Origin of the sequence: Flavobacterium sp. PL02 (assembly GCF_035013205.1) — a bacterium.
In the GTDB taxonomy this organism is placed as follows: domain Bacteria; phylum Bacteroidota; class Bacteroidia; order Flavobacteriales; family Flavobacteriaceae; genus Flavobacterium.
This window is the reverse complement of record NZ_JAYGJP010000002.1, coordinates 534,373-560,495: the sequence shown is the minus strand read 5'-3', so window position 1 is coordinate 560,495 and position 26,123 is coordinate 534,373. Positions and strand designations below refer to the sequence as shown.

Genomic DNA, 26,123 nt, shown 5'->3' with positions numbered 1-26,123 from the left:
TTTTTTAGTTTTTAGGTTGCAAAAATAAGAATTAATTAGCATTAGAAAGGATAATTTATTCCAAAATTTAAAACTGAGTGTCCGAAATTGTAATCTCTGAACCAGCGTTTGTTCATTTCGTAAGCAGGATTATAGGTTTTAAATCCTAAGTCAAAACGGATTACGAAAAAACTTAAATCATAGCGAAACCCTATTCCTGTTCCTAGTGCGATGTCTTTAAGGTCGCTTAAGTTCTTAAATGTTGCTTTTTCATCCGTTACATTATCTAGTACATTCCAGATATTTCCTGCATCTGCAAAAATAGCTCCTTTTAACTTCCCTAAAATCTTATATCTAAATTCACCGCTAATAGCGATTTTCATATTGGCTTCGTTAAAATCATTAACAGCTCCTGTGCTTCCTGGCCCTAATGAATAGGGTTGCCAGGCTCTATTGTCATTTGAACCTCCAGAATAGTAACTTCTTGAAAAAGGTACATAATCTGAATTGCCAAAAGGAACAGCAATTCCAAAAAACGTTCGTACAGCAATTACTTTTTCTTTAGATAGATCCCAGTGTTTAATATAGTCAAATTCGGTCTTTAAATATTCTGAATATTCTAAATTGAAAATTTCATAGTTCCCATTTGCATTTTTTTGCAAACTAGCAGCTTGAGAGATTAAAGAAAGTAATGATCCGGCAGTTTCGATTTTTGCTTTAAAAAGATAAAAGGTATTATCTAATAAATCTTTTTTTGTCGTTTTTGTGAATGTGTAATTAGATGCTAAGATAAAATCATTTTCCGTAAGTCTTATCCTTCTTTCTTCGATGCTTTCTACCGATTGATAATCATCACTAGAAACAGGAATTGTTTTATCCAATACCTCTTTTGTAAAACCTGATGTGCCCTCGTCTATTACTAAATCATTATTATCGTCAACAAATAGAGGCTTGTCGTTATAAGTGTATTCTTGTGAAATATCATTTAAAGCATTGTAAGAAGAACGATATACTCTGTAGTAATTCTGAGGATTTAAATTTCGCACATATTGAATGTTCAAAAGATCGACACGTGCGGTGTTATTTCTTTTTGGAGTCCAGTTATAGGTAAAAGCACCTGTAAAGTTTTCTTTATCAAGACCAATGTTTCGTTGTTTTGCAAAACCAGCAGTCATTACCGTAGACGGAATCATGCTTTTTGGAATGATTTTTTCAGTTCCAAAAGGCATTAATATCCTAGGTACATTCAGTTTAATGTCAATTCCATATTCAGAAGCATTAAAGAAAGTTCCATTTGGATTTGCTAAATCTTGTGAAGAACCAACATTAACACGGCCAGCTATTTCTAGTGTTTCGGCGCGATTAAAAACATTTCGAATTGTTTCAGAAAGACTAAATCCAATTCCGAAATCCTGAATATTCGAGTGTGTAACATCCAATGTCGTTTGAAAACTATATTTTTTTCTGGGAGTTAAGTATATCTTAGCGATTAAAGATTGTGCAGTCGAATCTCTTTTGTCGACTTCATAATGGATAGAAGGATAATTAAATATCTTTAAATTGTTTAAATATCGGGTTGTAAGAGTTGTTTTAAAATCAGCAAATGTGCTTCCTTTGGTAATAAAAATAGCATCAGTTATAGCGTAAGGCTTATATTTTAATTTCTTGTAACTGTATAAATTAAAATTTTTATAAGTAGTACTATCTTTAATTTCTAATTTGGCATTTGCAGCAGAATAGTCTGTGTATATGTTAACGTCGCTAATTTTGTAGATTTTAAAAGGCATAGTTCTACTAGAATCTTTATCTTGATAACTATAATCTTTTATGATTAAATCGATATTAGCTTTGTTCTTTTTATTTATCGTGTCAATATTATAGGTAACATTGTTAGATTGAAAATAATATACACCGTGATTTCTAAAGTAAGTTGTTATACGGTTTTTTTCATCCTCTAAATCACTTGTTTTGTATTGATTTCCAGATTTTAATACTGTGTTTTCAATGCTTTTGTTATATAAAGAATCTACATCAGGAGATGATATGTTAGTACTGATAGTATCTAAGAGAAATGGTTGTCCTGTTGTAATTTTGTAACGAATCTTGGCTTTTTTTGCGGCTACACTATCAATTGTAAAAGCAGTTTTTACATTAAAATAACCATTGTGAAAATAATGATATTTTAAACGCGTAGCTGATTTTTTTACCTTGCTAGTATCAATAATTACTGGCGGCTCACCAGTTGTTTTAAAAAACTCATTTATTCCTTTATATAAGAAAGATTGTCCTAATCGGTCTACCTGTTTTGCAGATAATAATTTTGATAATCTTTCATATCTTTTAGGATTACTTTTATATTTTGCCTGAAAAGTTGAATCTGGATTTGGATTGGCTAAGTTGTATAAGTTTAAGCGCAACTTGTATCCACCAATAAGCGTACTGTTAGGTTTTTGGTACAATTGGTTGGACACGCTTTCGTCATTAATAGGCTTGTCATTTACTATAATTTCATTCTTTGTAAGAAGCTTTTTGCCGTTAGGAACTCTTTTTACAGAATTACAAGCTGAAATAAATATTGCTATTAGAATAAATGCTGCTATTTTTGTGGAATTCTTTCTCAAGTGTTCTAAAATATTTAATTCAAAAGTACATTATTTTATGGTTAGTAAAAACCAAATCAAGCTTATATCGGGTTTACTTCAAAAAAAACAGCGTTTTGCTAATCAATTGTTTTTTGCCGAAGGGGTAAAAGTAATTCAAGAATTGTTGCAATCCAACTTTGAACTGGAACACCTATATACTACTCAAAACGATTTTGAGACTGTTTTAGTCTCTAAGAAAACGTTAATTAGTGCACAAGAATTAAAAAAAATAAGTGCATTATCAACTCCTAATTCTTGTTTGGCAGTTTTTAAAATCCCTGCCGATAAAAAAATAATAGAATCTGGTTTAATCTTAGCTCTTGATGACATTCGTGATCCAGGAAACTTAGGGACTATTTTACGTCTTTGTGATTGGTTTGGAATTAAGCAATTGCTTTGTTCTAAAGAATCGGTAGATATTTATAATCCTAAAGTAGTTCAGGCTACAATGGGTTCAATTGCCAGGGTTAATGTAAATTATATTGATTTAAAAGCTTTTCTTGCTCAAACACCACTTCCTGTTTTTGGGACTTTTATGGACGGATCCAATATTTACCAAACAGCTTTACCCCAAGAAGGGATAATTATAATGGGCAATGAAGCCAACGGAATTTCCGACGAAATCGAAAAAACTATCAAAAACAGACTAACTATTCCTAGATTTGGGGAACTTCAAAAAACCGAAAGTTTAAATGTGGCTACTGCAACCGCAATTATACTTAGTGAGTTTAAACGAAATAGCTAGTTATATAGTTTTAATGAAAAGTAAAGTTAATTAAAATTGCTCTTGATTTTATAGACTCAATATTTCCTGTCCAAGGACTATTTGGGTCTTTGTCACGTATTAACTCGTCATTAATACCAAATGAACCCCTGATAGAAGGAGAGAATATAAAATATTCTGAAAAGAAATCTATACCAAAACCTAATTCATAATTCATAGTCCAGGCTTTTACCCTAAAGCGTTGCTCTAAGTTGTCGTCTATAGATTTTGCGTTACTAGATAAGTTTAATGTTGTAGAAACTCCTCCAAGCAGGTAAGGACGTACGTTTCCAGTTCTTAGAGATGAAAATTTTAATAACAAAGGAAAATTGATGTAAGTACTACTTACTTCTCTTAAATAATCTGTCTTCGAAGTGAATTCGGAATTAGGAAAGTATAAATCTCTCTTTGTATAATATAACCCTGGTTCAAAACGAAGGTTGATATATTCCATTAATCTTAAATCGGCTACAACCCCAACATTAAATCCAGTTGTTTTTTTTACCTGAATGTCTTGGTTTATTTTTTCATACGATTTATAGTCTATTTTGAAATCATAACTATTAAATCCGAGGTAATACCCAAAATAAAGGCGTTGTTTTTGCCAGGTTTCCAAATTGATAATAGGATCTTTACTAAACATACTTTTAGTAAATTGACTATATCCTTTTGTAGTCAGGGCAAGTAAAATTAAGATTACAGTTTTTTTCATACTATTTTTTAGAAGCTGAATATATTGTTGCTACACCAAATGTTTGTGGCATAGCCACGACACTTATAAACCCAATTTTTCTTAAAATATTGTTTAAGACTTCTCCATGTGGAAATGCGGCAGCAGATTCTGACAAATATCCATAAGCTGAATTGTCTTTTGAAAACAACTTTCCTATTAACGGAAGTATATTTTTAGTGTAAAAAGAGTAGCCTTGACGGTATAGAGTTTTTTCTGGAACCGAAGTTTCAAGAATTACAAAAACACCATTAGGTTTTAAAACTCTTAAGATTTCAGATAATCCTTTTTCTAGATTTTCGAAATTTCTAACACCAAAAGCAACGGTAATTGCATCAAAATGATTGTCTCCAAAAGGTAAATTTTCAGAATCTCCTACAACCATGTCAATAGTTTGAGTAAGGTTTTTTGCTGCGATTTTCTTTTTTCCTACTTCAAGCATTCCTGAAGATATGTCTAAGCCAATAATTTTTTCGGCATTTGTCTGAGCCATCAAAATAGCTAAGTCGCCAGTTCCTGTTGCAATATCTAGAATTATCTTTGGTTTTTTGTCCGAAACTATTTTTAAAACTTTCTTACGCCATTTTATGTCAATACCAAATGAAATTACACGATTTAAGTTATCGTAATTTCCTGATATTGTATCAAACATTTGTTCTACTTGTTCTTTCTTGCCTAAGGCTGAATCTTTATAAGGTGTTATTTTCTCTGCCATTTTTTTTATTTGTACAAATATAATACAATCTGTATTAACTGTTATTCAGTTTCTTTAATTACGATATGAAATTATTTTTGGATCTGTGTTCTTATACCCACTTTTAATGATTTGTAAAAAATCACTAAAAGTGGGTATTGTAGGATCCTTATTTAATGTGGAAATTTACTTTGTAAAAATGTATATATTTTTTCAATGATTAATAGAGAATTAATGACCCAAATCAAATTGGTGCTACTTGCGCTTATCATCTCGTTTGTTCTAGTAAGTTGTTTTGAAAGTACTGTTTTTGAGAGCAGTATTCTTTTTAAAGCGCAAAATACGTTCTTAGGATTAAATTTGTTTTTGGAAATTTTAATTTTCTTTGTCTTTAGTACCTTCGTGGTATTTGGTATTAAAGGCTTTTTTGAGATGTACTCTCAAAAAATCTCAAATATTATAATATTCTTTTCTGGTGTATTTTTAATATTTGTAATTTTTATTTTATGTTATCAAATACTCTTTCTAGAGTAGGTCATTTCTCTAATCATTGTTTGCCAAAAAAAAAGTCCCTCATTATTGAGGGACTTTTTTTTGTGCTATTGTCTAACGTAAGTTTCGTAAGTGTAATCGTAAAGATGTTTTTCATCTCTGGTGTTAGGTTCAGCCTCTACGAGTTGCCATTCCTTTTTATTGATTTCTGGAAAAAAAGCATCGGCCTCAAAGCTATGATGTACTCTTGTAATTTCTAGAATATCTGCTAATGGCATTCCCAGATTGTAAATTTCTCCTCCGCCAATAATAAACGAATCATCATTTTCGGGACATTTTGCAATTGCTTCTTCTATGCTTTTTACAACAATACATCCTTCTGGTTGATAATCTTCTTGACGCGTTATTACAATATGAGTTCTGTTTGGTAATGGTTTAGGAAAACTTTCAAATGTTTTTCGTCCCATTATAATATGATGTCCAGTGGTAAGAGCTTTAAATCTTTTAAAATCATTTGATAAATGCCAAATCATTTCGTTATTTTTTCCAAGCGCATTGTTTTCGGCAACTGCCGCAATCATTATAATCATTTTGTTTCGAACTAAAGTTTGTTTTCGGTATTGTCATTTATGCTTGAGTCTAGCTGAGCTATTCTTTTTTGTTGTAATGCAACAAGTCGGTCAATTTGTTCTCTTTCCCAATTCTTATTCATGAAACGGTCGGTGATATATACTTTTATAAAGTGTAAAATAAAAATAAAACACCATGCGGTAATTATCCATAGGTACCAAGTTTGCCCATTTGAGACATTAAAAAACCGATTGGCAATAAATAAAAATAAACTTCCTAAAAGAAATAAGACAAAATGGAAATAAAGGGTTTTCTTTTGTTTGATTCTTCTTCTGGCGTATTCATACTGCTCGTGTAATTCCTTTTCCATGAGTAAAATATTAGATTATAAAGATAAAATTTATTTTGAAACAGGACTGTTTTGATAGTTGAATATTTATCCTGTAAGATATTTTGCTCTTGAAAGAGCATGGTTTGCATCTTTTGAGATAAAAAAAATCCGCTCGTTAAAGCGGATTGTTGTTATTTTGATGTTTTATACGGCAACACTACCTTTGATTCCTGCATGTGGTTCATAACCTACAAGGGTAAAATCATCATAATCAAAATCGAAAATGTTTTTTATATCTGGATTTAAAACCATTTTTGGTAATGGTTTTGGTTCACGTTTTAATTGTAATTCCAATTGTTCAAAATGGTTATTGTAAATGTGTGCATCTCCAAAAGTGTGGATGAATTCTCCAGCTTCGAGGTCGCAAACTTGTGCAATCATCATAGTTAATAAAGCATATGATGCAATATTAAATGGAACTCCTAAAAAGATATCGGCACTTCGTTGGTATAATTGGCAAGATAATTTTCCTTTAGTTTCGCCTTTTTCAAGGTCAGGACTTGCTACGTAAAACTGAAAAAAAGCATGACAAGGAGGTAAAGCCGCTTTGTTATTGGCTACATTTTCTTCAAATGATTTTTTTGTGTCTGGCAATACCGATGGATTCCAAGCAGAAACCAACATTCGGCGACTGTTTGGATTTGTTTTAAGTTCGGTAATCAGTTCCGAAATTTGGTCGATTTCTTCACTATTCCAATTACGCCATTGGTGTCCATAAACAGGACCTAAATCTCCATTGCTGTCTGCCCAGGCATCCCAAATTTTAACTCCGTTTTCTTGTAGATATTTAATATTAGTATCTCCTTTTAAAAACCAAAGCAATTCGTATATGATAGATTTTAAGTGTAATTTTTTGGTAGTAACCATCGGGAAACCTTCACTTAAATCAAAACGCATTTGGTATCCAAAAACACTTTTTGTACCAGTTCCGGTTCTATCTCCTTTTTGACAACCGTTCTCAAGAACATGTTGTACCAAGTCTAAGTATTGTTTCATTTTTTATTTGGCTTTATGCCTTATGCTATAGGCTTTAAGCTTGTAGCGTAAAGCGTATTGCTTTATGATTCTCTCTTCGAAATTTCATCACGAATCTTGGCTGCTTTTTCATAATCTTCCTGAAGAACAGCTTGCTCTAATAATTCGTTAAGTTCTTGAGTTGTGTGTTTAGAATAAGTTTCGCCAGATTGATTAGATTCTTCTTCGCGACCAAATGTTTCTGGATTAGAAAGAACATCATCAATTTCTTGAGAATCCTTATCGCTCTCCATAGAGTTTGACTTTAAATAAATTCCTGCCTTATCCAATATGTTTTTATAAGTAAATATCGGAGCATTAAAACGCAATGCCAATGCTATAGCATCAGAAGTTCTTGCGTCGATTATTTCTTCAATTTTATCTCTTTCGCAAATTAAGCTGGAATAGAATACTCCATCAACCAATTTGTGGATAATAACTTGCTTAACAACAATATCAAATCGTTCTGCAAAGTTTTTGAATAAATCATGTGTTAATGGGCGAGGTGGTTTTATCTCTTTTTCTAAAGCAATAGCAATTGATTGCGCTTCGAATGCACCAATTACAATTGGTAACTTTCGTTCGCCATCAACTTCATTCAAAATCAAAGCATAAGCGCCATTTTGAGTTTGACTGTATGAAATTCCTTTTATAGATAATTTAACTAAGCTCATAAGTTGCAGACGTAAAAGGTATTAATACCTCATTTTAATTAGAATTTTGTGTAAAAAATAAAAGTGCAATTTTAATCAAAAAATATGGAACAAAAAAGCTACCTAAAGCAAAGATACGATTATCTTATTTTTAGGTAGCATTATTTTAGTATAGAATTTTTAAAATCTATGAATGTTGCGCTTTGAATGCTTTTAATTTTTCAATTAACTTAGGTACAATTTCAAAAGCATCACCAACAACACCATAATCTGCTACTTTAAAGAAAGGAGCTTCTGGGTCATTATTGATTACTAATTTTACTTTTGATGAGTTAATACCAGCAATATGTTGGATAGCACCAGAAATACCTATTGCAATATATAAGTTTGTTGCAACTGGTTTACCTGTTTGTCCTACGTGTTCGCTATGAGGTCTCCATCCTAAATCCGAAACTGGTTTAGAACATGCAGTTGCAGCACCAAGTACAGCAGCTAAATCTTCTACCAATCCCCAGTTTTCTGGTCCTTTTAATCCACGACCTCCAGAAACTACGATATCAGCATCTGCAATAGATACTTTTCCAGTAACTTTTTCTACAGATTCTACTTTTACTCCAAAGTCATTGTCACCAATTGTTGGGTTAAAATCTTCTGCAGTTGCAGCACCAGCGCTTTCGTAAATACCATAAGAGTTTTTAGCAAGAGCTAATACTTTTACATCTGTACTGATTTCTGTAATATTGAAAGCTTTGTTAGAAAAAGCATTTCTTTTTACCTGAAAAGGGGATGTGCTTACAGGTAATCCTACCACATTTGATGCAAATCCAGCGTCTAAGCCAACTGCAACTAATGATGAAAGATAAATACTGTCTGTGCTAGAAGATAGTAAAACTACTTTTGTGCCTTCTTTTTGAGCTGCTTGTTTAATAACGTCAGCATAAGCTTTAGCAGTAAAACCTGCTAATTTATCGTTAGTTACTTTAAGAACTTTATCAACTCCGTATTTCGATAATTCGCTTACGTCGTTTGTGTTTATAGTTAATGCTGTAACAGTTGTTCCTAATGATTCGGCAATTTTTTTAGCGTATGAAGCTAATTCAAAAGCTACCTTTTTAAATTTTCCTTCTGCAGATTCTGCATATATTAATATTGACATGATTTTATTTGTTTAAAAGTTTAAAGTTTTAGGTTTAAAGTTATTGTAACTGAAAACGGTGACTAAAAACTGATTACTAGATTACTTTCGCCTCGTTGTGTAATAAATTAATTAACTCATCTAAATTGTCTGGAGAAACTAATTTTACTGCAGATTTTGGAGCTGGTTTTTCAAATTTAACCGCTTTAGTATTTACAGGAGCATCAACTGGTTCAAGAATTGCTAACGCTTTTGTTCTTGCAGTCATAATTCCTCTCATGTTCGGGATACGTAAATCTTTCTCTTCAACTAATCCTTTTTGACCACCAATAATTAATGGTAAAGATGTGCTTACAGTTTCTTTTCCGCCGTCAATTTCACGAACTGCTTTTACGCTAGTTCCGTCAACAGTTATATTTGTACAAGAATTTAAAAAGTTGTATCCTAAGATTCCAGAAATCATTCCAGGAACCATTCCACCATTATAATCTAATGATTCTTTTCCAGCAATTACTAGATCGTAACCACCAGTTTTGATAACTTCTGCAAGTTGTTTTGCTACGAAGAAACCATCAGTTGGGTTTGCATTAATACGAATTGCTTCGTTTGCTCCAATTGCTAATGCTTTACGTAAAGTTGGTTCAGTATCAGGACCTCCAACATTTACTACAGTAACCGTAGCGCCTTGTTGCTCCTGAAACCAAATTGCACGTGTTAGGCCAAATTCGTCGTTAGGATTAATTACATATTGTACGCCGTTGGTATCAAATTCTGAATCACCATTGGTAAAGTTGATTTTTGAAGTAGTATCAGGTACATGACTGATGCAAACTAATATTTTCATAAGTATATATTTTATTATTTCTAAATACGTTTCCACAAATTTAGAAATATAATCCGAATAATTTACTATGCATGCATAATATTTTAGAAAACTATTACGTTTTCGTAAAATGGGACTTGAATTTTGAATAATGTTGCTTTTTATGCCTGAAAAAGTGGTTATTAAGCAAATATTTATGACTTAAAAAGAATCAATAGTAAATGAAAAAATGAAATATCGGAGTCTTTTTTGCTGAATTTTATTTCCTTAAAATGGAATTTCTAACAAAATAAAAAATAAATAAGAAGGGTGTAACTATTTTATAGTGTAATATATCGATTTCGTAACTGGAAAATTTTGATTGTCAAAAGTTAAAGTTCTAGTAAAACATCCATATAGCAAGTACTTCTTGTTTTTTAAACTAAATTTATGCATTTAAGTAATTTAAAATATTTATTTTTGCTTTTCAGAAAATTACAACATACAATATAAAATATGAGAACAATACAATTTAGAGAGGCCATTTGCGAAGCGATGAGTGAAGAAATGCGTCACGATGAATCCATATATTTAATGGGCGAAGAAGTTGCAGAATACAACGGTGCATACAAAGCATCAAAAGGAATGCTTGCTGAGTTTGGCGAAAAAAGAGTAATTGATACTCCAATCGCAGAACTTGGATTTACAGGAATTGCAGTTGGATCTGCAATGAACGGTTGTCGTCCAATTGTAGAATATATGACTTTCAACTTCTGTTTAGTTGGTATTGATCAAATTATAAATAACGCTGCTAAAATGCGTCAGATGACAGGAGGACAATTTAATGTGCCTATCGTTTTTCGTGGACCAACTGCTTCAGCAGGTCAATTAGGAGCAACACACTCTCAAGCTTTAGAGAACTGGTTTGCAAATACACCAGGACTTAAAGTTGTAGTTCCATCTACTCCTTATGATGCAAAAGGACTTTTAAAATCAGCTATTCGTGATAATGACCCTGTAATCTTTATGGAGTCTGAGCAAATGTATGGTGATAAAGGAGAAGTTCCAGACGGAGAATATACAATTCCTCTAGGAGTTGCTGATGTTAAACGTGAAGGAACTGATGTAACAATCGTATCTTTTGGAAAAATTATCAAAGAAGCATTTATTGCAGCAGATGAATTAGCTAAAGAAGGTATCTCTTGTGAGATTATCGATTTAAGAACAGTTCGTCCAATGGATAAAGATGCAATCTTAACTTCTGTTAAAAAAACAAACCGTTTAGTAATTCTTGAAGAGGCTTGGCCATTTGCAAGTATATCTTCTGAGATTACATATATCGTACAAGAACAAGCTTTTGATTTTCTTGATGCGCCAATACAACGTATTACAACTGCAGATACACCTGCACCTTACTCTCCTGTATTGCTTAAAGACTGGTTGCCAAATTCAGGTGATGTCATAAAAGCAGTTAAGAAGGTAATGTATAAAAAATAAGAAAATTAACAATACTAATAAAACTTCATCATTTTCTTATTTGATGAAGTTTTTTTTTGGATTATGAAAAGAATAATTGTACTCAGTCTATTTTTCTTATTCGCATTTGTGAATAGCATTTTTGCACAAACAAAAGTGAGTGGAATCGTCTTAGATAAATCCAATCAACCGATTCCGTTTGCAAACGTAGTTTTTAAAGGAACCAATATAGGAATTGTTTCTAATGAAGATGGACGTTTTTATTTAGAATCGGCAAATACTTATACTACAATAATTATTGCATCGGCAGGTTTTTCTGAAAAAGAAATTACTTTAGAAAAAGCAGTAAACTACAACTTTAAGGTAGTGCTGAACGAAGCCGAAAGTTTAAAAGAAGTAGTAATCTTTACTGGTAAAACTTCTAAAAAAAATAATCCTGCGCTTGACATCCTTAGAAAAATCTGGGAGCGAAAACGTAAAAACGGATTATACCAGTTTAAACAATACCAAATGGAGAAGTACGAAAAAGTGGAATTCGATATGAATACCATTGATAGTGCCTTCATGAAAAATAAGATTTTTAAAGGAATGGAATTCATCTTTAAACAGGTGGATACTTCTAAAATTACAGGAAAAACATATTTACCTATTTTTATAAATGAATCTTTGTATGATGTATATGGAGATAATAATATAAAGAAAGTAAAAGAGATAATAAAAGGAAGTAAGACTTCTGGGTTTAATAACAACCAGCAAATATTATCTTTTGTAAAAGACCTATATTCTGAATACAATATTTACGACAATCACCTTACATTCTTTGATAAAAGCTTTACAAGCCCATTATCTACAACAGGAATCGATGTGTATAACTATGTTTTAAAAGACAGTACATTTATCGATAACAAATGGTGTTATAATATCGTGTTTTATCCAAGACGTAAAAACGAATTAACTTTTAAAGGAGATTTTTGGGTAAATGATACCACATTTGCAATCAAGAAAATTAATATGGCAGTTACAAAAAGTGCCAATATTAACTGGGTAAAAGATATTTATATCGAGCAAGAATTTGATGTAGTAAGTGATTCGATCTTTCTTCTTACGAGAGATTATATGATGTCGGATTTTGCATTAAACAAAAAAGAAAGTTCAAAAGGTGTCTATGGAAAAAGAACGAGTTCTTATAGAGATCATAAATTTAATATATCAAAACCAGCAGCTTTTTATAAAGAAGAAGTTAACTATATAGATAACGAAGTTTATAATAGGCCTGATGAATATTGGGAAGAAAACCGATTTGAAAAACTGACAAAAGACGAGCAAGGTGTTTATAAAATGCTCGATACATTGCAAACGGTCAAGAAGTTTAAGCAATTGTATAGCTTAGTTTCGATACTTGGTAGTGGATATGTAGAGTTTCCTAAGTTTGATTACGGACCGATATTCTCCACCTTTGGATATAACGAAGTTGAAGGAGTTCGTGTACGAGTAGGAGGAAGAACCTATTTTGGACCAAATGACCCGTGGCGATTACAAGCATATACCGCATATGGTTTTGAAGATAATAAGTTTAAATATGGAGTTTCGGGAAAATGGATGGTCGATAAAAAGAATCGTCTTATTATCTCGGGAGGAAACAGGCGCGATGTAGAACAAATTGGAGCTAGTTTAACTACGACCAATGATGTTTTAGGTCGAAGTTTCGCTTCATCAGCATTGTTCACAACAGGAAGCAATGGGAAATTAACCAACATTAATTTAACCAATGTTGCTGCCGAAATCGAACCAATCAAGAACCTAACATTTCAGGTAGGATTATCATATCGTACATTAGAGTCAGCATCGCCAACTTTTAGTTTAGATTATTATACAACTTTACCTTCTGCCACAAATCCTGCGGGAGTTATAGAAAGTGAAGTAAAACAATCCGAAGCAAATATTCAGATAGAATACACTCCAAATCGTAAAACAATTGGTTTTGGGGTTGAAAGAAATAATGTTGACAGTCCGTTTAGTAGATTCTTTATTAATTACAGCCACGGATTTAAAGGTGTACTGAATAGTGATTTTAAATACGAAAAAGTTCAGTTGTATTACAAGCAACCTATAATTATTGGACCGCTTGGTCGTACAAACCTTATTTTGGAAACAGGAAAAACATTCGGAACAATTCCGTTAGGATTAATGAGTGTAATCCCGGGTAACCAGACTTACTTTACAATCGAGAATACATTTAGTAACCTGAATTTTTATGAGTTTGTAACCGATCAATACACGACTTTGCAATGGGATCATAATTTTGGCGGACGACTTTTTGCTCGAATTCCATTTATGCGTAAACTCAATTGGAGAGAAATTATTGGTGCCAAAGCAGTATACGGAACAATCTCTGATGCAAATAGAGCAATTAATGCATCGGGCTTGGTTTACAATGCACCCGAAAAAGTGTATTGGGAATACAGCGCAGGAATCGGGAATATTTTTAAAGTATTCCGTATCGATTTCTCTTGGAGAGGAAGTTATCTAAATACACCAGATGCTAATAAATTTGCAGTAAAAGGATCTTTCGGATTTTACTTCTAATATTTAGATAAAAAAATAATTTTGTAAAGCGCCAAGTCACTAAGTTTAATTTCTTATGACCTGGCGTTTTTGTATGACTAATAATTTGTTTCACGCAGATTTATTCTTTTCCAATGCTAATTAAAGATCTCTTTAATCTGCCAAATCTGCGTGAAAAGAAAACTTTGCGAGATTTTTTTAATTAATTTTAGAAGCTATTCCCGCTATCCGTTTCAATCTTTTGTTTTTTAAAGAAAAAAACAAAAGGATTTCCACTTCTATCGGGGCTAAAAAAATCTCAGGTATGCAAGAAGCAATCGATTATCTTTCAGATAAAAGTCCAATTTTTCAGGCAATCATACAAGAATATGGCTTGCCACCAATCCCGAAACGACCACAAGGATTCGAGACTTTGGTTTTGCTTATTCTAGAACAGCAAGTATCTATAGACTCAGCTAAAGCTACATTCTTAAAAATTAAAGCGTATACGACTTGCAGTCCCGAAACATTAGCAATCTTGCCTGATGAAGAGTTTCGGACATTAGGCGTAAGCCGACAAAAAACAGCATATATTAAAATATTAGCTTTAGCGATATTAAGTAATAAAATTAATATCGAAAGTCTGGCTACCAAATCGGCCAAAGAAGTTCGGGAAGAACTTATAAAGCTAAAAGGAATCGGAAATTGGACCATTGATATTTATTTGATGTTCTGCCTCCAAGAGCCCGATTTGATTCCGCTTGGAGATATCGCAGTTGTAAATACAATCAAAGAATTGCTTGATATACACGACAAAGTAGAGATGGAAAACCTTACCTCACAATGGAGTCCATATCGTTCTTATGCTACATATTTGCTTTGGCATTATTATTTAAAGAAAAGAAAAAGAACAATTACCTATTAACTGCCTGTTTTTTAAAAGAAAAGTGCATAGATTAATGGATTTTTTCATTGTAAAAAAGGATTCTTTGACTACTTTTGCAATCGAAATTATAGAAAAAATAAAAAACGAAAATGACCGCAGACAAACTAACAACTTTCGATGTATTAATCGAAATACCAAGAGGAAGCAGAAATAAATATGAGTACGATTTTGAAATAAAAAGAATGCGTTTCGACAGAATGTTATTCTCTTCAATGATGTACCCAGCCGATTACGGATTTATTCCTGAAACTTTGGCTCTTGATGGCGATCCACTAGATGTATTAGTTCTGGTAAATGAGCCTACTTTTCCTGGATGTGTTATGGAAGTAAAACCAATCGGTGTTTTCCATATGGCAGATGATAAAGGACCAGATGAGAAAATTATTTGTGTACCAGTTTCTGATCCAATCTGGAATTCATTAGAAAACCTTTCGGATATTAATCCACACTTATTAAAAGAAATCGAACACTTCTTCCAGGTTTATAAAGATCTTGAAAACAAACAAGTAGATGTAGAAGGTTGGGGAGATGTAACAGAAGCATTTAATATCATTGCAGAATGTACTAAACGTTTTAATGATATCGAAAATAAACCAGAGGGATTATTTAGTATTAAATAATTTTTATCCTATTCTATTATAAAAAAAGCAGCACTTAGATAAGAGTGTTGCTTTTTTTGTTTAAATTCGTTTAGTTACATTACTAATACTAACCAAAATACCATTAAAAATTATGAATGCATTTATGATTTATTTGCCAATTGTTATGGCAATTATAGGATTACTTTTCATGGCAATAAAAAGGACTTGGGTGTTAAAACAAGATGCTGGCGATGGCAAGATGAAAGCCATTTCGGACCATATTTATGAAGGAGCATTGGCTTTCCTGAAAGCCGAGTATCGATTGCTTACCTTTTTTGTAATTGGAGCAAGTATTGTTTTAGCGGGAATTTCATTTATAGTTCCCACCACACATATATTAATAGTAGTAGCTTTTATTTTCGGAGCATTTTTCTCTGCTTTAGCTGGGAATATGGGAATGAAAATAGCAACCAAAACCAATGTTAGAACCACACAAGCAGCAAGAACTAGTTTGCCACAAGCATTAAAAGTATCTTTCGGTGGAGGAACCGTTATGGGATTAGGAGTTGCCGGATTAGCTGTTTTAGGGTTAACCGGTTTTTTTATAGTATTTTTTCAGGTATTTATGGGTGGAGTTTGGACTTCATCTGAAGATATGACAAAAGTTCTGGAAACATTAGCAGGATTTTCATTAGGAGCCGAGTCGATTGCATTATTTGCAAGAGTAGGTGGAGGTATTTATACTAAAGCTGCCGATGTAGGTGCTGATTTAGTTGGTAAAGTCGAAGCTGGAATTCCAGAAGATGATCCTCGTAATCCAGCTACAATTGCAGATAACGTGGGAGATAATGTGGGAGACGTTGCAGGAATGGGGGCCGATTTATTTGGTTCGTATGTTGCTACAGTTTTGGCAGCAATGGTTCTTGGTAATTATGTAATAAAAGATATGGGTGGGAATATCCAAGATGTTTTTGGAGGAATCGGACCAATTTTATTACCAATGGCAATTGCTGGTTTCGGAATTTTGTTCTCTATTATAGGAACGACATTAGTAAAAATTACAGATGATAATGCAAAAGAAGCACAAGTACAAAAAGCATTGAATATAGGAAACTGGGTTTCGATTGCTCTAACTGCTATTGCTTGTTATTTTTTAGTACAATATATGTTACCAGAAACCATGCAAATGAGTTTCTTTGGAGAAGGTTCTAAAGATATTTCTTCAATCAGAGTATTCTATGCTACCATTGTTGGATTAATCGTAGGAGGAGCTATTTCTTCAGTTACCGAATATTATACAGGATTGGGTACAAAACCAGTATTGGCAATTGTACAAAAATCAAGTACAGGCGCAGGAACAAATGTTATTGCAGGATTAGCAACAGGAATGATCTCTACATTTCCTACAGTACTTTTATTTGCTGCAGCAATCTGGATATCTTATGCATTAGCAGGATTTTATGGAGTGGCATTAGCAGCATCTGCAATGATGGCAACAACAGCAATGCAATTAGCAATTGATGCTTTTGGACCTATATCTGACAATGCAGGTGGAATCGCTGAAATGAGCGAATTACCAAAAGAAGTTCGTACAAGAACAGATATTCTGGATTCAGTAGGAAATACTACAGCAGCAACAGGAAAAGGATTTGCAATTGCTTCGGCAGCATTAACTTCATTGGCACTGTTTGCGGCGTATGTAACATTTACAGGAATTGACGGAATTAATATTTTTAAAGCACCAGTTTTGGCAATGCTTTTTGTGGGAGGAATGATTCCTGTAGTTTTCTCAGCTCTGGCTATGAATTCTGTAGGGAAAGCAGCGATGGATATGGTGTACGAAGTACGTCGCCAGTTTAGAGAAATTCCAGGAATCATGGAAGGAACAGGAAAACCAGAATACGCAAAATGTGTAGATATTTCGACTAAAGCCGCTTTACGCGAAATGATGCTTCCTGGAATCTTAACGATTGGTTTTCCTATTGCGATTGTTCTTTTAGGGAAATTAGTTTACGGAAGTAATAACCAATTAATCGCCGAAATGTTGGGTGGTTATATGGCAGGAGTTACGGTTTCGGGAGTTCTTTGGGCAGTTTTCCAGAATAATGCAGGAGGAGCTTGGGATAATGCAAAAAAATCTTTTGAGGCAGGAGTGCTTATTAACGGAGAAATGACCTATAAAGGCTCGGATGCGCATAAAGCAGCCGTAACAGGAGATACAGTAGGAGATCCATTTAAAGATACATCAGGACCATCGATGAATATTTTGATAAAACTAACTTGCTTAATCGGGTTGGTAATTGCTCCGATATTAGGCGAAGGACATTCGGCTTCGGGAATGGCAGAAGGAGGTTCTTGTTGTGCTAAAACAGAAATGCATGGCGGACATTCTAAATGCGATATGTCTAAAATGGCAACAATGACCAGAGAAGAATGTGCACAAATGTGTAAAGAAAAAGGATGCAGTCCAGAAGAAACGGCAAAATGTTTAGCTAACTATGATGCAAACGGAAAATACCTTCATAAAAAAACGGATTGTTTTGATACAACTAAATACACCAAAACCGATGCAGTTCGTGTAGAAATTGTAAACGTGAATGGTCAGGTTGTAGGAACGGTTAGAACGACAACAAATGGTAAAGTAGATGAAAAGGTTTTTAAAGGGACAGCAGATGAGGTTAATGCTCAAATAGATGCTTTGAAATAATAAAATGACTTATCAATCTTGAATACTTACACTTTGACAAAGCCCTAAAAACAAAAAATGCCTCTAAATTATTAGAGGCATTTCTTTTATGTTTTAAAACAATCCGTTTAGTTCGGCATCAATTCTATTAATGATGTCTCCTAAATCTTCAGGATTATCAACAAAGTTTATGTTGTCAACATCTATAATCAATATTTTTCCTTTGGTGTATGTTTGAACCCAAGCTTCATATCTTTCGTTCAAACGACTTAAATAATCAATAGAGATAGAGTTTTCGTATTCGCGACCGCGTTTATGAATTTGTCCAACTAAGTTAGGAATAGAGCTTCTTAGGTAAATTAATAAATCGGGTGGTTTTACCAATGTTTCCATTAGTTCAAACAATGAAGTGTAATTCTGGAAATCACGACTAGTCATTAATCCCATAGAATATAAGTTGGGAGCAAAAATATAAGCATCTTCGTAAATGGTTCTGTCCTGAATAACTTTTTTACCGCTTTCGCGAATTTGTTGCACTTGGCGAAATCGGGTATTTAAGAAATAGATCTGCAAGTTAAATGACCAACGCTCCATTTGATGGTAAAAATCATCTAAATATGGGTTGTCGACAACTTCTTCAAAGTTGGGTTCCCACTTAAAATGTTTAGCCAGTAATTTGGTTAGAGTTGTTTTTCCTGCGCCTATGTTTCCTGCTATTGCTATGTGCATTACGGTATTATGATTTTATAATTTGTAATTCCTCCAATTGTAAAAATAGATAAAATTTGGTCTTTGTAATAGAAATTACCAAACGTTTTTTCTGAAATTTCAATTTGCAAAGGATCTCCTGATTCGGGGGTACTGATGTCTTTAAAAAACAACAAATTAGCTTTTTTGTAAATGTATTGATTGTTGTTAAGAATCGTCAAAGCATCAAAATCGGGTATTTTCCCAAAAGCAATAACTTTGCCGAAGATGTCACAAGAAAACCAATTGTTCTTTTCGTCTACCCAATAAAAAACGTTGAAATTCGATTGATAGTATTTTATATTTCCAGAAAGTGGAGTTGAAACAGTTTTGTACTCATCCTTTAAATAGTTGTAAAGACCAATTTGCTGGTTTAATGTATTGTAAATCCAGAGCTGATTTTGGGAAGCAATCCCAACTCCAGAAGTGAGGATTGGGGTTGTGTTTTTAGAAAAATTAATTCGGCTAGTTTCATTAAACTGATTATCCAGTAAAACTACAGTATTGAAATCTTCATAAAATAAAACAACTTTAAGCGGATTTTCTAAATCAGCCTTGGTAATCTTTCCTAGAGAGATGTTTTTATATTCGTAGGCATCTTTACCGTTTGTCTTTATAAAACGGTTGTCTTTTATTAAATATACAAAACCAAAAGTATCGGTTCCTGAAAATTGATCAGCATCAAAAGTTATACTATTTACCGTAGTTATTTGGATTTTCTTATCCTGAGAAAAAGCTGCTGAAAAGGAGCAAATAAGAATCAGAAGTATCAAGTTTTTATACATTGTTGTTTTGGTTTTAATAACTCTGATTTTGAATAGGCCAAATTACAAAAAAACTCAATTGCTATTTGCTTTAGCATAAATATTTGGACTAGGAATGATTATGCAGCACTACTTTTTTAGGAATATCTTGTTTAAAGCCACATTTGTCTATCGTTTTAGGCAATTGATATATTAGTTTTTTTAGACTTTAAGATTAGTAATAGCTTTGGTTAATAATCTAATAATTAGATAGAAACATTTTAAAGATAGCGCTATGATGAATAAAATATTTTTTACACTTATTGTGATGTTTGGATTTTATCAGGCACAGGCACAAAAAGACTTTCAGGGAATGGCAATTTATGAGTCTAAAACACAAGCTCCAAAATTTAATGGAATGCAAGGCAACAGAGATATTACTCCCGAGATGCAAAAAGACATGGAAGAGCACATGAAAAAAATGCTCGAAAAAACATTCATACTTAATTTTGATCAGTCAGCTTCGATTTATAAAGAAGAAGAAAAGCTAGATATGGGAGTACAAGAAGGTGGAGGTTTTAGAATGATGGGTTCTATGATGGGCAGCGGCGGAACTTTTTATAAAAATGTAAAAGCTAAATCGTATACCGTTGATAAAGAATTTATGGGAAAAGAATTTCTAGTCGTGGATTCATTGCCAAATATAAAATGGAAACTAGAGGGTGAAACCAAGCAAATAGGAGGTTACACATGTTATAAAGCCACGATGGTTAAAACAGTTAATGAAGCAGATATTAGAAATGTTAGACCCAAGAATCTTGATACTAAAAATGAAGAATCAAAAAAAGTAGAGAATCCTAAGAAAGAAGAGAAAGGAACAAATTTCATGGAGAGTTTTGATGTTCCTAAAGATATAATTGTAACTGCTTGGTATACACCAGATATTCCTATAAACCAAGGTCCTGAGAATTATTGGGGTTTACCAGGTTTAATATTAGAAATTAATGATGGGAGAACCATTATACTATGCTCTAAAATTGTTTTGAATGCAAAAGATAAAGTTGCAATAAAAGCACCAACAACTGGTAAAAAAATTTCTCAGAAAGCATATGATGAAATTGTAATAAAGAAAATGAAAGAATTTCGGGAAATGCATCCTAATCGTAGCAGATCAGGCGGAGCAGCAACTCTTATAGTTAGATAATTTATTCAAATTATAATGAAAAACATACTCTCATTTTTTACTCTTTTGGTTACAACCATATCATTATCTCAAAGTATTAAATACGATGGATTTATTTTGGATGAAAAGAAAAATCCGTTAGAAATGGCCAATATTATGGCTGTTAATATAGGAACCAAAGCAATGGATTCGTACGGAATAACCAATGATAAAGGAAGGTTTCAGTTGAGTTTAAAACCAAATTCATCCTACAGCATAAAAATTAGTTATCTCGGAATGAAATCTAAAGAGATAATAATTACAACACAATCTATAAATATTTCTCAGAATATTGTTTTGGATAACCTCGGGATAGAACTTGAGGGAGTCGAGATTGTGCGCGAAATGCCAGTTTCTATAAAAGGAGACACGATTGTATATAACGCAGATTCATTTAAATCTGGAACAGAAAAAAAACTAGAAGATGTTTTAAAAAAACTTCCAGGAGTTGAGGTAAACGCCGATGGTGAAATAGAAGTAGAAGGCAAAAAGGTTTCTAAATTAATGGTAGAAGGCAAAGATTTCTTTGATGGAGATACAAAACTAGGAGTCAAAAATATTCCTGCCGATGCAATTGATAAAGTGCAGGTGCTTAGAAACTATAATGAAGTTGGCGCATTAAAAGGATTAGAGAATGATCAGGATAATGTTGCCATGAATATTAAACTTAAAAAAGGAAAGAACAATTTTTGGTTTGGAGATATGACCGCCGGAATAGGAGTTGGCGAACTCGATAGTCGGTATGTAATTAACCCAAAAGTGTTTTATTATAGCCCTAAATATAGTATTAACGTGATTACCAATTTTAATAATATAGGAGAGTTGCCACTTACAATTCAGGATTATTTTAAGTTTACGGGCGGTTTTAGGAGTATGATGAAAAAAGGTGGAAGTAGCTTTGATATTTCTTCTAATGATTTAGGAATTTCGCTTTTGCGAAATAATCGAGCAAAAGAAATCGAAACCCAATTTGGAGCTACTAATTTTACTTATAACGTTACTAAATCTTGGAGTTTAAGTGGTTTCGGAATTATTTCTTCGGCTACGACCGAACTCGAAACTAAATCTCAAATCTCAATACTAGAATCTGGAGATCAACAAAAAAGTGATGAACTAACGCATCAAAAAAATAATCTGGGACTGTTCAAATTAAGTTCGACTTATAAACCAAACGCAAAATTTCAGTTTGATTATGATGTTTTAACAAAACTATCCAAACAAGAAGAGAATAGTAATTTGTTGCGAGAATCGATTGTAGATAATACGACTACAACCGAGAATATATTTACAAAGAAAAAGCAAGATCCAACATCTGTCAATCAAAATCTGAGTTTGTATTATACCAAAAACGACAAAAATATTTTTGCTTTTGAAGCCCAGTATTTATATCAGGATGAGAACCCGTTTTATAATGCCAATTTGCACAGTCAGCCGTTTGATTTATCGGGATATATCTCAGGTCAGGACAGAAATGATTTGAATCAGAATCGGTTTGTGAAAACAAATAAACTAGATGCTAAATTTGATTACTATTATATGGTAACTCCTAAGAGTAATATTAACGTGACGATTGGGAACACGTATTCTCATCAAAATTTTAATTCTCATATTTTTCAAATCTTGGATGATGGCACAACCAATGATTTAAATGCTGCAGAAAATAATAATCAGGTAAATTATAATTTTAATGATGTGTTTTTAGGAGTACATTATAAAATTCTGGCAGGTAAATTTACTTTTACTCCAGGTGTGAGTGTACATTCGTATAAGATGGAAAATAACCAATTAGGTTCTGGTTATTCACAGAATTTCTTTAGAGTTCTACCCGATTTGTTTGCTTTGTATCAGATAAAAAAATCAGAAACATTAACCTATGATTTCTCATTGACAAATAATTTCACCGATATTAATCAGTTGGCTTCTGGTTACGTTTTGTCTAATTATAGTAATTTGTTTCAAGGGAATAGATTCTTAGAGAATGCAACTTCTCAAGTACATTCTTTGCGTTATTTTAAATACAATATGTTCAATTTTGAAAATATTTTTGCCGATGTAACCTATACTAAAAAAGTAGATGCTGTAAAAACGAAGTCTGATTTTGCAGGAATAAACCAATCTTCGATGCCTTATAATTCTAATTTAGCCGACGAAACTTTTTCAGGATTGGGAAGTTACGGACGTTCATTTTTAAAGAACTATAAAGCATCCGTAAATGCGAGTTTAAACTGGTCTAAGTTTAATAATATCCAGAACGACTCACCTTCAGTAACCGAAAGCTTTAGCCAAAATTATACGGTAAAAGCAGCTACAAATTATAAAGATTTGCCTAATCTAGAATTTGGTTATACTTTCTTGGTTAATGAATATAGTGGTTCTACTTATTATACAGATAAACCTTTTGCTAAGCTGGATTACTATTTTTTAGAAAGTTTTTCTTTTGTTGCCGATTATGAATTTTACCATTATTACAGTAAGAATAAGACAATCGATAACGAATACGATTTTTTAAATGCTAGTTTGGTTTACCAAAAAAAGGATAGTAAATGGGAGTATAAAGTCTCGGCTACCAATTTGTTAAACACAAAATATTTAAATGATGATAGTTTTTCGCAGTTTTCTACCAGAGTTTCGCAATACACAGTTCAGCCTCGATATATAATCTTTTCGATGAAATATAATTTGTAGTTGTTTGTGTGTTAATTCTTTTTCATCCTAAAAAAAGAAGATATATTTGTGTAGCTTATTAATAATTAATTACAATTTGTATGCGAAACTTTTTGTCTGGCACTTTAGTGCTTTTTTTTGTAACATCATTTTCATTTGCACAAAACCAAACTCTCGAGAAAGGTTCTTATTTGTCTAAAGATAATGATCAGGGGTTAAAGATAAAACTGAATCTACTGGAAAATAATAAGTATGAATTGGTTTTTTTGGAAGGTGACTATGAAGTAAAAAATGATTCATTATTGCTAAAAGGTAAAAATAGAGATGGAGTAGTTTTTGATGTTGATTACACTTATGATAAATCGGAGAGTGCTGGAAAACTGAAAGTTAAATTTACTGAATCATTATATTATGGTTTTTATATTGGTACACAAAACGGATCAGATCCAGTTCAGTACCAAAAAATATCTGATATAGAAGTTGTTGGAGACCCAAGTGCAGATTCATCATTAAATTTTGAAATTGACCATGCTCAATTTTTATATCTCGTTTATGAAGGATACGATAGTAGTACTCCAAGTAAAGTATTAAAATATGAGATTCCTGCCAAAGCTACAGGCGTAGCAATACAGTATCAACCGTATTCTGATAATCCTGAGTTAAAAGGTTTTTTTGATAAAAAGAAAAATGAGTTGGTGGTTTTTGAAATATCGGGTAAAAATCCGTTGACTTTTCAAAATGCAAAAGCACTTAATAAGGAATCAGTAAAAACAAAGTTGCTTCCTCTGGAAAATAAAAGTATTACAGATTGGACTTATCCAGGCAAAGAACCGCTTCTTACAGAAGATTGGGGAGTTGGTACAGATAGTGTAGCTACAGCGGTTTATGATGTTGCCCCAAAAGTAAATTTTAAACTAAAAGTAGAAAAATCTTTAGCAGATGCTATAAAAGTAACCAAAGCTACAGGCGATAAGTTTTTGATTGTATATAATGATATCAATAATAAATCGGCTCAAGATGATTTTGATGCATTTGTCATAGCTCAAGAAGTGAGCATAGGATATAATTTTTACGATGCTTATGATGCTCAATATGATAGATTTAATTATTATTTAGCGACCAAAAGTGATAAAGCCTGGTTGAAGAAAAACAAGATAACAGATTCACCAAGTATAATTGTATTGGATGAAAACGGAGCTGTTTTAGCAACTGCAAAATCAACTTTGGTAGATAAAACAGATATGTTCTCTTATTATGGATCTTTATTTAACAAATTTAAAAAAACCTATGCAAAGAATAATTTTGCTAAAACAATTACCAATAAAAAAGCCAGTGATGCTGAACTGATAAAAGCATTTAATGATGTTGCAGCACTTGGGAATATTAGCGATTATGACTATGATTATGGTACTGAAGAGCCTAAAGAAGGAGATTTTAAATTTATTAAATTCGATCTGGATAAAAAACAAGCGCAACAAGCTTGGGATAAGATTATTGTGACACATCAAAAAGACGCAAAACCGAATATGATTTTGGTCGAAGCTATCTTGCAGGAAATTAAAAGTGTTGGTTTTAATAAACAAGTTTTTTCGGTAGATAAAGTTTTAAACGATACCGATTTTAAATCGATAGATTACCTGATAAAACATTATGATGCTATCGAAGCGCTGCGTACAGAATATAATGCTCAAGATGAGTCGCATGTTGCAATTGGTAATATAAACACAGAAATTTCGACTGCTTTACAGAATAACACAAGTTTGTATGTAGATGAAAATACAGAAGCAAAATCCGATTCGGAAAAAGTAATGGAAACATACAAGAAGTTAATTTCTAGCGGAAAAGGTAATTTTGATTCTTATAGAAATTATTTCTATTATTTAGCTGCACATGCCGTAAATGAAGATGTTGGCAATACTTATTTAAAAGAATTTGACGCTTATTTTAATAAGGTTTTGGCAACGCAGGAGAATGTTATCCAAAGACTAGACGAAATATATAGTACAGATGTTACTGCGTCTTATTTCGATTGGAAAGAGTTTAAAGAATATCATACTAATCTTTGTAATGATGTGGCTTGGTATACAGTATTACATTCAAACGATGCAGCTTCTATAAAGAAAGCAATTATATGGTCAGAATACAGTTTGGTAGTTAAAAAGAACGATCCGTATTATCTGGATACATTGGCACAATTGTATTACAAAGACGGACAAAAAGAAAGGGCTATTAAAATGCAACAACAAGCTGTAGAACTCTCTAAAGATGTCGAAGAAGAAACTAAGATAGAAATGCAGGAAACATTAGTTAAAATGCAAAACGGAACCTATTAGATTAAAAAAGCCTTTGAAGATAACTTCAAAGGCTTTTTCTTTAATTTTTATGGTTTGTTCTAAAAAGATTTAAAGTAGAATTATTCATTTCTTTTGCGAAAGCAAAGAGAATCTTTAGATTTAATTGTACAGCCCCAAATCATTTCTAAATCATTCATGACTTTATATTTAATATAAATCACTTCATCTTTAACTATATAATTTATGGAATAACGTTTTAAAACGGGTTTCATGTTTTTATAAAAATCAGGAGGTATTTCATTTGGTCCTGCAATTCTGTAAAAATGATTTTGAGAGAACACTATAATATGATCAA

20 protein-coding genes are annotated in these 26,123 nt (G+C 32.5%); 9 read left to right on the top strand and 11 right to left on the bottom strand.

The window, feature by feature from the left end:
- Positions 1-41: 41 nt before the first annotated feature.
- Positions 42-2,600, bottom strand: a complete 2,559-nt coding sequence (locus tag SHI72_RS10430) for a BamA/TamA family outer membrane protein (protein ID WP_323489915.1) — start codon at positions 2,598-2,600, stop codon at positions 42-44.
- A gap of 37 nt (positions 2,601-2,637) precedes the next feature.
- On the opposite strand from SHI72_RS10430, the gene SHI72_RS10425 reads away from it, so the two are divergent.
- A complete protein-coding gene (locus SHI72_RS10425; RefSeq protein WP_039116889.1) occupies positions 2,638-3,366 on the top strand; it encodes an RNA methyltransferase in 729 nt (242 codons plus the stop codon).
- 10 nt (positions 3,367-3,376) lie between these two features.
- Here the strand turns inward: SHI72_RS10425 and SHI72_RS10420 are convergent, their stop codons facing one another.
- The 8 genes from SHI72_RS10420 to SHI72_RS10385 all read right to left on the bottom strand — a co-directional run bounded on the left by SHI72_RS10420 (position 3,377) and on the right by SHI72_RS10385 (position 9,907).
- Positions 3,377-4,096: a porin family protein gene (locus SHI72_RS10420; protein ID WP_323489914.1), complete on the bottom strand. Its 720-nt coding sequence runs from the start codon at positions 4,094-4,096 to the stop codon at positions 3,377-3,379.
- A 1-nt stretch (position 4,097) separates the two neighbouring features.
- A complete protein-coding gene (gene ubiE, locus SHI72_RS10415) occupies positions 4,098-4,829 on the bottom strand; it encodes a bifunctional demethylmenaquinone methyltransferase/2-methoxy-6-polyprenyl-1,4-benzoquinol methylase UbiE (protein WP_323489913.1) in 732 nt (243 codons plus the stop codon).
- A gap of 578 nt (positions 4,830-5,407) precedes the next feature.
- Positions 5,408-5,890 carry a dihydrofolate reductase gene (locus SHI72_RS10410; RefSeq protein ID WP_086894178.1) on the bottom strand — a complete coding sequence of 161 codons (483 nt, stop codon included), beginning with the start codon at positions 5,888-5,890 and terminating at the stop codon, positions 5,408-5,410.
- Between the two features lie 11 nt (positions 5,891-5,901).
- Positions 5,902-6,240 carry a 2TM domain-containing protein gene (locus SHI72_RS10405; protein WP_039112489.1) on the bottom strand — a complete coding sequence of 113 codons (339 nt, stop codon included), beginning with the start codon at positions 6,238-6,240 and terminating at the stop codon, positions 5,902-5,904.
- Between the two features lie 165 nt (positions 6,241-6,405).
- A complete protein-coding gene (locus SHI72_RS10400; protein WP_039112488.1) occupies positions 6,406-7,257 on the bottom strand; it encodes a thymidylate synthase in 852 nt (283 codons plus the stop codon).
- Positions 7,258-7,319: 62 nt separating this feature from the next.
- A complete protein-coding gene (locus tag SHI72_RS10395) occupies positions 7,320-7,949 on the bottom strand; it encodes a bifunctional nuclease family protein (RefSeq protein WP_039112487.1) in 630 nt (209 codons plus the stop codon).
- 166 nt (positions 7,950-8,115) lie between these two features.
- The gene (locus tag SHI72_RS10390; RefSeq protein ID WP_323489912.1) at positions 8,116-9,084 is read right to left on the bottom strand and encodes an electron transfer flavoprotein subunit alpha/FixB family protein; all 969 of its coding nucleotides are present in this window, start codon (positions 9,082-9,084) and stop codon (positions 8,116-8,118) included.
- Positions 9,085-9,160: 76 nt separating this feature from the next.
- A complete protein-coding gene (locus SHI72_RS10385) occupies positions 9,161-9,907 on the bottom strand; it encodes an electron transfer flavoprotein subunit beta/FixA family protein (protein WP_039112485.1) in 747 nt (248 codons plus the stop codon).
- A 474-nt stretch (positions 9,908-10,381) separates the two neighbouring features.
- Here SHI72_RS10385 and SHI72_RS10380 point away from each other — a divergent pair, with 474 nt between their 5' ends.
- From SHI72_RS10380 to SHI72_RS10360, 5 genes are all read left to right on the top strand, one after another.
- Positions 10,382-11,362 (top strand): pyruvate dehydrogenase complex E1 component subunit beta, encoded by a 981-nt coding sequence (locus SHI72_RS10380; RefSeq protein ID WP_039112484.1) that lies wholly within the window; start codon positions 10,382-10,384, stop codon positions 11,360-11,362.
- A gap of 63 nt (positions 11,363-11,425) precedes the next feature.
- Entirely contained in the window at positions 11,426-13,927 is a 2,502-nt protein-coding gene (locus SHI72_RS10375; RefSeq protein ID WP_039112483.1) for a DUF5686 and carboxypeptidase-like regulatory domain-containing protein, read from the top strand.
- 283 nt (positions 13,928-14,210) lie between these two features.
- Positions 14,211-14,810 (top strand): DNA-3-methyladenine glycosylase family protein, encoded by a 600-nt coding sequence (locus tag SHI72_RS10370; protein WP_039116964.1) that lies wholly within the window; start codon positions 14,211-14,213, stop codon positions 14,808-14,810.
- 110 nt (positions 14,811-14,920) lie between these two features.
- The gene (locus SHI72_RS10365; protein WP_035619852.1) at positions 14,921-15,451 is read left to right on the top strand and encodes an inorganic diphosphatase; all 531 of its coding nucleotides are present in this window, start codon (positions 14,921-14,923) and stop codon (positions 15,449-15,451) included.
- A 112-nt stretch (positions 15,452-15,563) separates the two neighbouring features.
- Complete coding sequence (locus tag SHI72_RS10360; RefSeq protein WP_039116894.1) at positions 15,564-18,119, top strand: sodium-translocating pyrophosphatase; 2,556 nt, start codon at positions 15,564-15,566, stop codon at positions 18,117-18,119.
- 93 nt (positions 18,120-18,212) lie between these two features.
- Here the strand turns inward: SHI72_RS10360 and SHI72_RS10355 are convergent, their stop codons facing one another.
- Complete coding sequence (locus tag SHI72_RS10355; protein WP_039112480.1) at positions 18,213-18,827, bottom strand: deoxynucleoside kinase; 615 nt, start codon at positions 18,825-18,827, stop codon at positions 18,213-18,215.
- Positions 18,827-19,630 carry a hypothetical protein gene (locus SHI72_RS10350; RefSeq protein ID WP_039116895.1) on the bottom strand — a complete coding sequence of 268 codons (804 nt, stop codon included), beginning with the start codon at positions 19,628-19,630 and terminating at the stop codon, positions 18,827-18,829. The genes SHI72_RS10355 and SHI72_RS10350 overlap by 1 nt, the downstream gene beginning before the upstream one ends.
- Positions 19,631-19,883: 253 nt before the next feature.
- On the opposite strand from SHI72_RS10350, the gene SHI72_RS10345 reads away from it, so the two are divergent.
- The 3 genes from SHI72_RS10345 (at position 19,884) to SHI72_RS10335 (ending at position 25,807) form a co-directional block, all read left to right on the top strand.
- Positions 19,884-20,792 (top strand): GLPGLI family protein, encoded by a 909-nt coding sequence (locus SHI72_RS10345; RefSeq protein WP_323489911.1) that lies wholly within the window; start codon positions 19,884-19,886, stop codon positions 20,790-20,792.
- Between the two features lie 15 nt (positions 20,793-20,807).
- Complete coding sequence (locus SHI72_RS10340) at positions 20,808-23,495, top strand: carboxypeptidase-like regulatory domain-containing protein (protein ID WP_039116898.1); 2,688 nt, start codon at positions 20,808-20,810, stop codon at positions 23,493-23,495.
- Positions 23,496-23,575: 80 nt separating this feature from the next.
- Positions 23,576-25,807 carry a hypothetical protein gene (locus SHI72_RS10335; RefSeq protein ID WP_323489910.1) on the top strand — a complete coding sequence of 744 codons (2,232 nt, stop codon included), beginning with the start codon at positions 23,576-23,578 and terminating at the stop codon, positions 25,805-25,807.
- The last annotated feature ends 316 nt before the right edge of the window (positions 25,808-26,123 follow it).

Excerpts from the sequence above, each read along its gene's own strand:
- SHI72_RS10345 (WP_323489911.1), top strand. The coding sequence starts at position 19,884 with ATGATGAATAAAATATTTTTTACACTTATTGTGATGTTTGGATTTTAT.
- SHI72_RS10405 (WP_039112489.1), bottom strand. The coding sequence starts at position 6,240 with ATGGAAAAGGAATTACACGAGCAGTATGAATACGCCAGAAGAAGAATC.
- SHI72_RS10350 (WP_039116895.1), bottom strand. The coding sequence starts at position 19,630 with ATGTATAAAAACTTGATACTTCTGATTCTTATTTGCTCCTTTTCAGCA.
- SHI72_RS10425 (WP_039116889.1), top strand. The coding sequence starts at position 2,638 with ATGGTTAGTAAAAACCAAATCAAGCTTATATCGGGTTTACTTCAAAAA.
- ubiE (WP_323489913.1), bottom strand. The coding sequence starts at position 4,829 with ATGGCAGAGAAAATAACACCTTATAAAGATTCAGCCTTAGGCAAGAAA.
- SHI72_RS10335 (WP_323489910.1), top strand. The coding sequence starts at position 23,576 with ATGCGAAACTTTTTGTCTGGCACTTTAGTGCTTTTTTTTGTAACATCA.
- SHI72_RS10410 (WP_086894178.1), bottom strand. The coding sequence starts at position 5,890 with ATGATTATAATGATTGCGGCAGTTGCCGAAAACAATGCGCTTGGAAAA.
- SHI72_RS10370 (WP_039116964.1), top strand. The coding sequence starts at position 14,211 with ATGCAAGAAGCAATCGATTATCTTTCAGATAAAAGTCCAATTTTTCAG.
- SHI72_RS10360 (WP_039116894.1), top strand. The coding sequence starts at position 15,564 with ATGAATGCATTTATGATTTATTTGCCAATTGTTATGGCAATTATAGGA.
- SHI72_RS10375 (WP_039112483.1), top strand. The coding sequence starts at position 11,426 with ATGAAAAGAATAATTGTACTCAGTCTATTTTTCTTATTCGCATTTGTG.
- SHI72_RS10340 (WP_039116898.1), top strand. The coding sequence starts at position 20,808 with ATGAAAAACATACTCTCATTTTTTACTCTTTTGGTTACAACCATATCA.
- SHI72_RS10390 (WP_323489912.1), bottom strand. The coding sequence starts at position 9,084 with ATGTCAATATTAATATATGCAGAATCTGCAGAAGGAAAATTTAAAAAG.
- SHI72_RS10365 (WP_035619852.1), top strand. The coding sequence starts at position 14,921 with ATGACCGCAGACAAACTAACAACTTTCGATGTATTAATCGAAATACCA.
- SHI72_RS10380 (WP_039112484.1), top strand. The coding sequence starts at position 10,382 with ATGAGAACAATACAATTTAGAGAGGCCATTTGCGAAGCGATGAGTGAA.
- SHI72_RS10420 (WP_323489914.1), bottom strand. The coding sequence starts at position 4,096 with ATGAAAAAAACTGTAATCTTAATTTTACTTGCCCTGACTACAAAAGGA.
- SHI72_RS10400 (WP_039112488.1), bottom strand. The coding sequence starts at position 7,257 with ATGAAACAATACTTAGACTTGGTACAACATGTTCTTGAGAACGGTTGT.
- SHI72_RS10385 (WP_039112485.1), bottom strand. The coding sequence starts at position 9,907 with ATGAAAATATTAGTTTGCATCAGTCATGTACCTGATACTACTTCAAAA.
- SHI72_RS10355 (WP_039112480.1), bottom strand. The coding sequence starts at position 18,827 with ATGCACATAGCAATAGCAGGAAACATAGGCGCAGGAAAAACAACTCTA.
- SHI72_RS10395 (WP_039112487.1), bottom strand. The coding sequence starts at position 7,949 with ATGAGCTTAGTTAAATTATCTATAAAAGGAATTTCATACAGTCAAACT.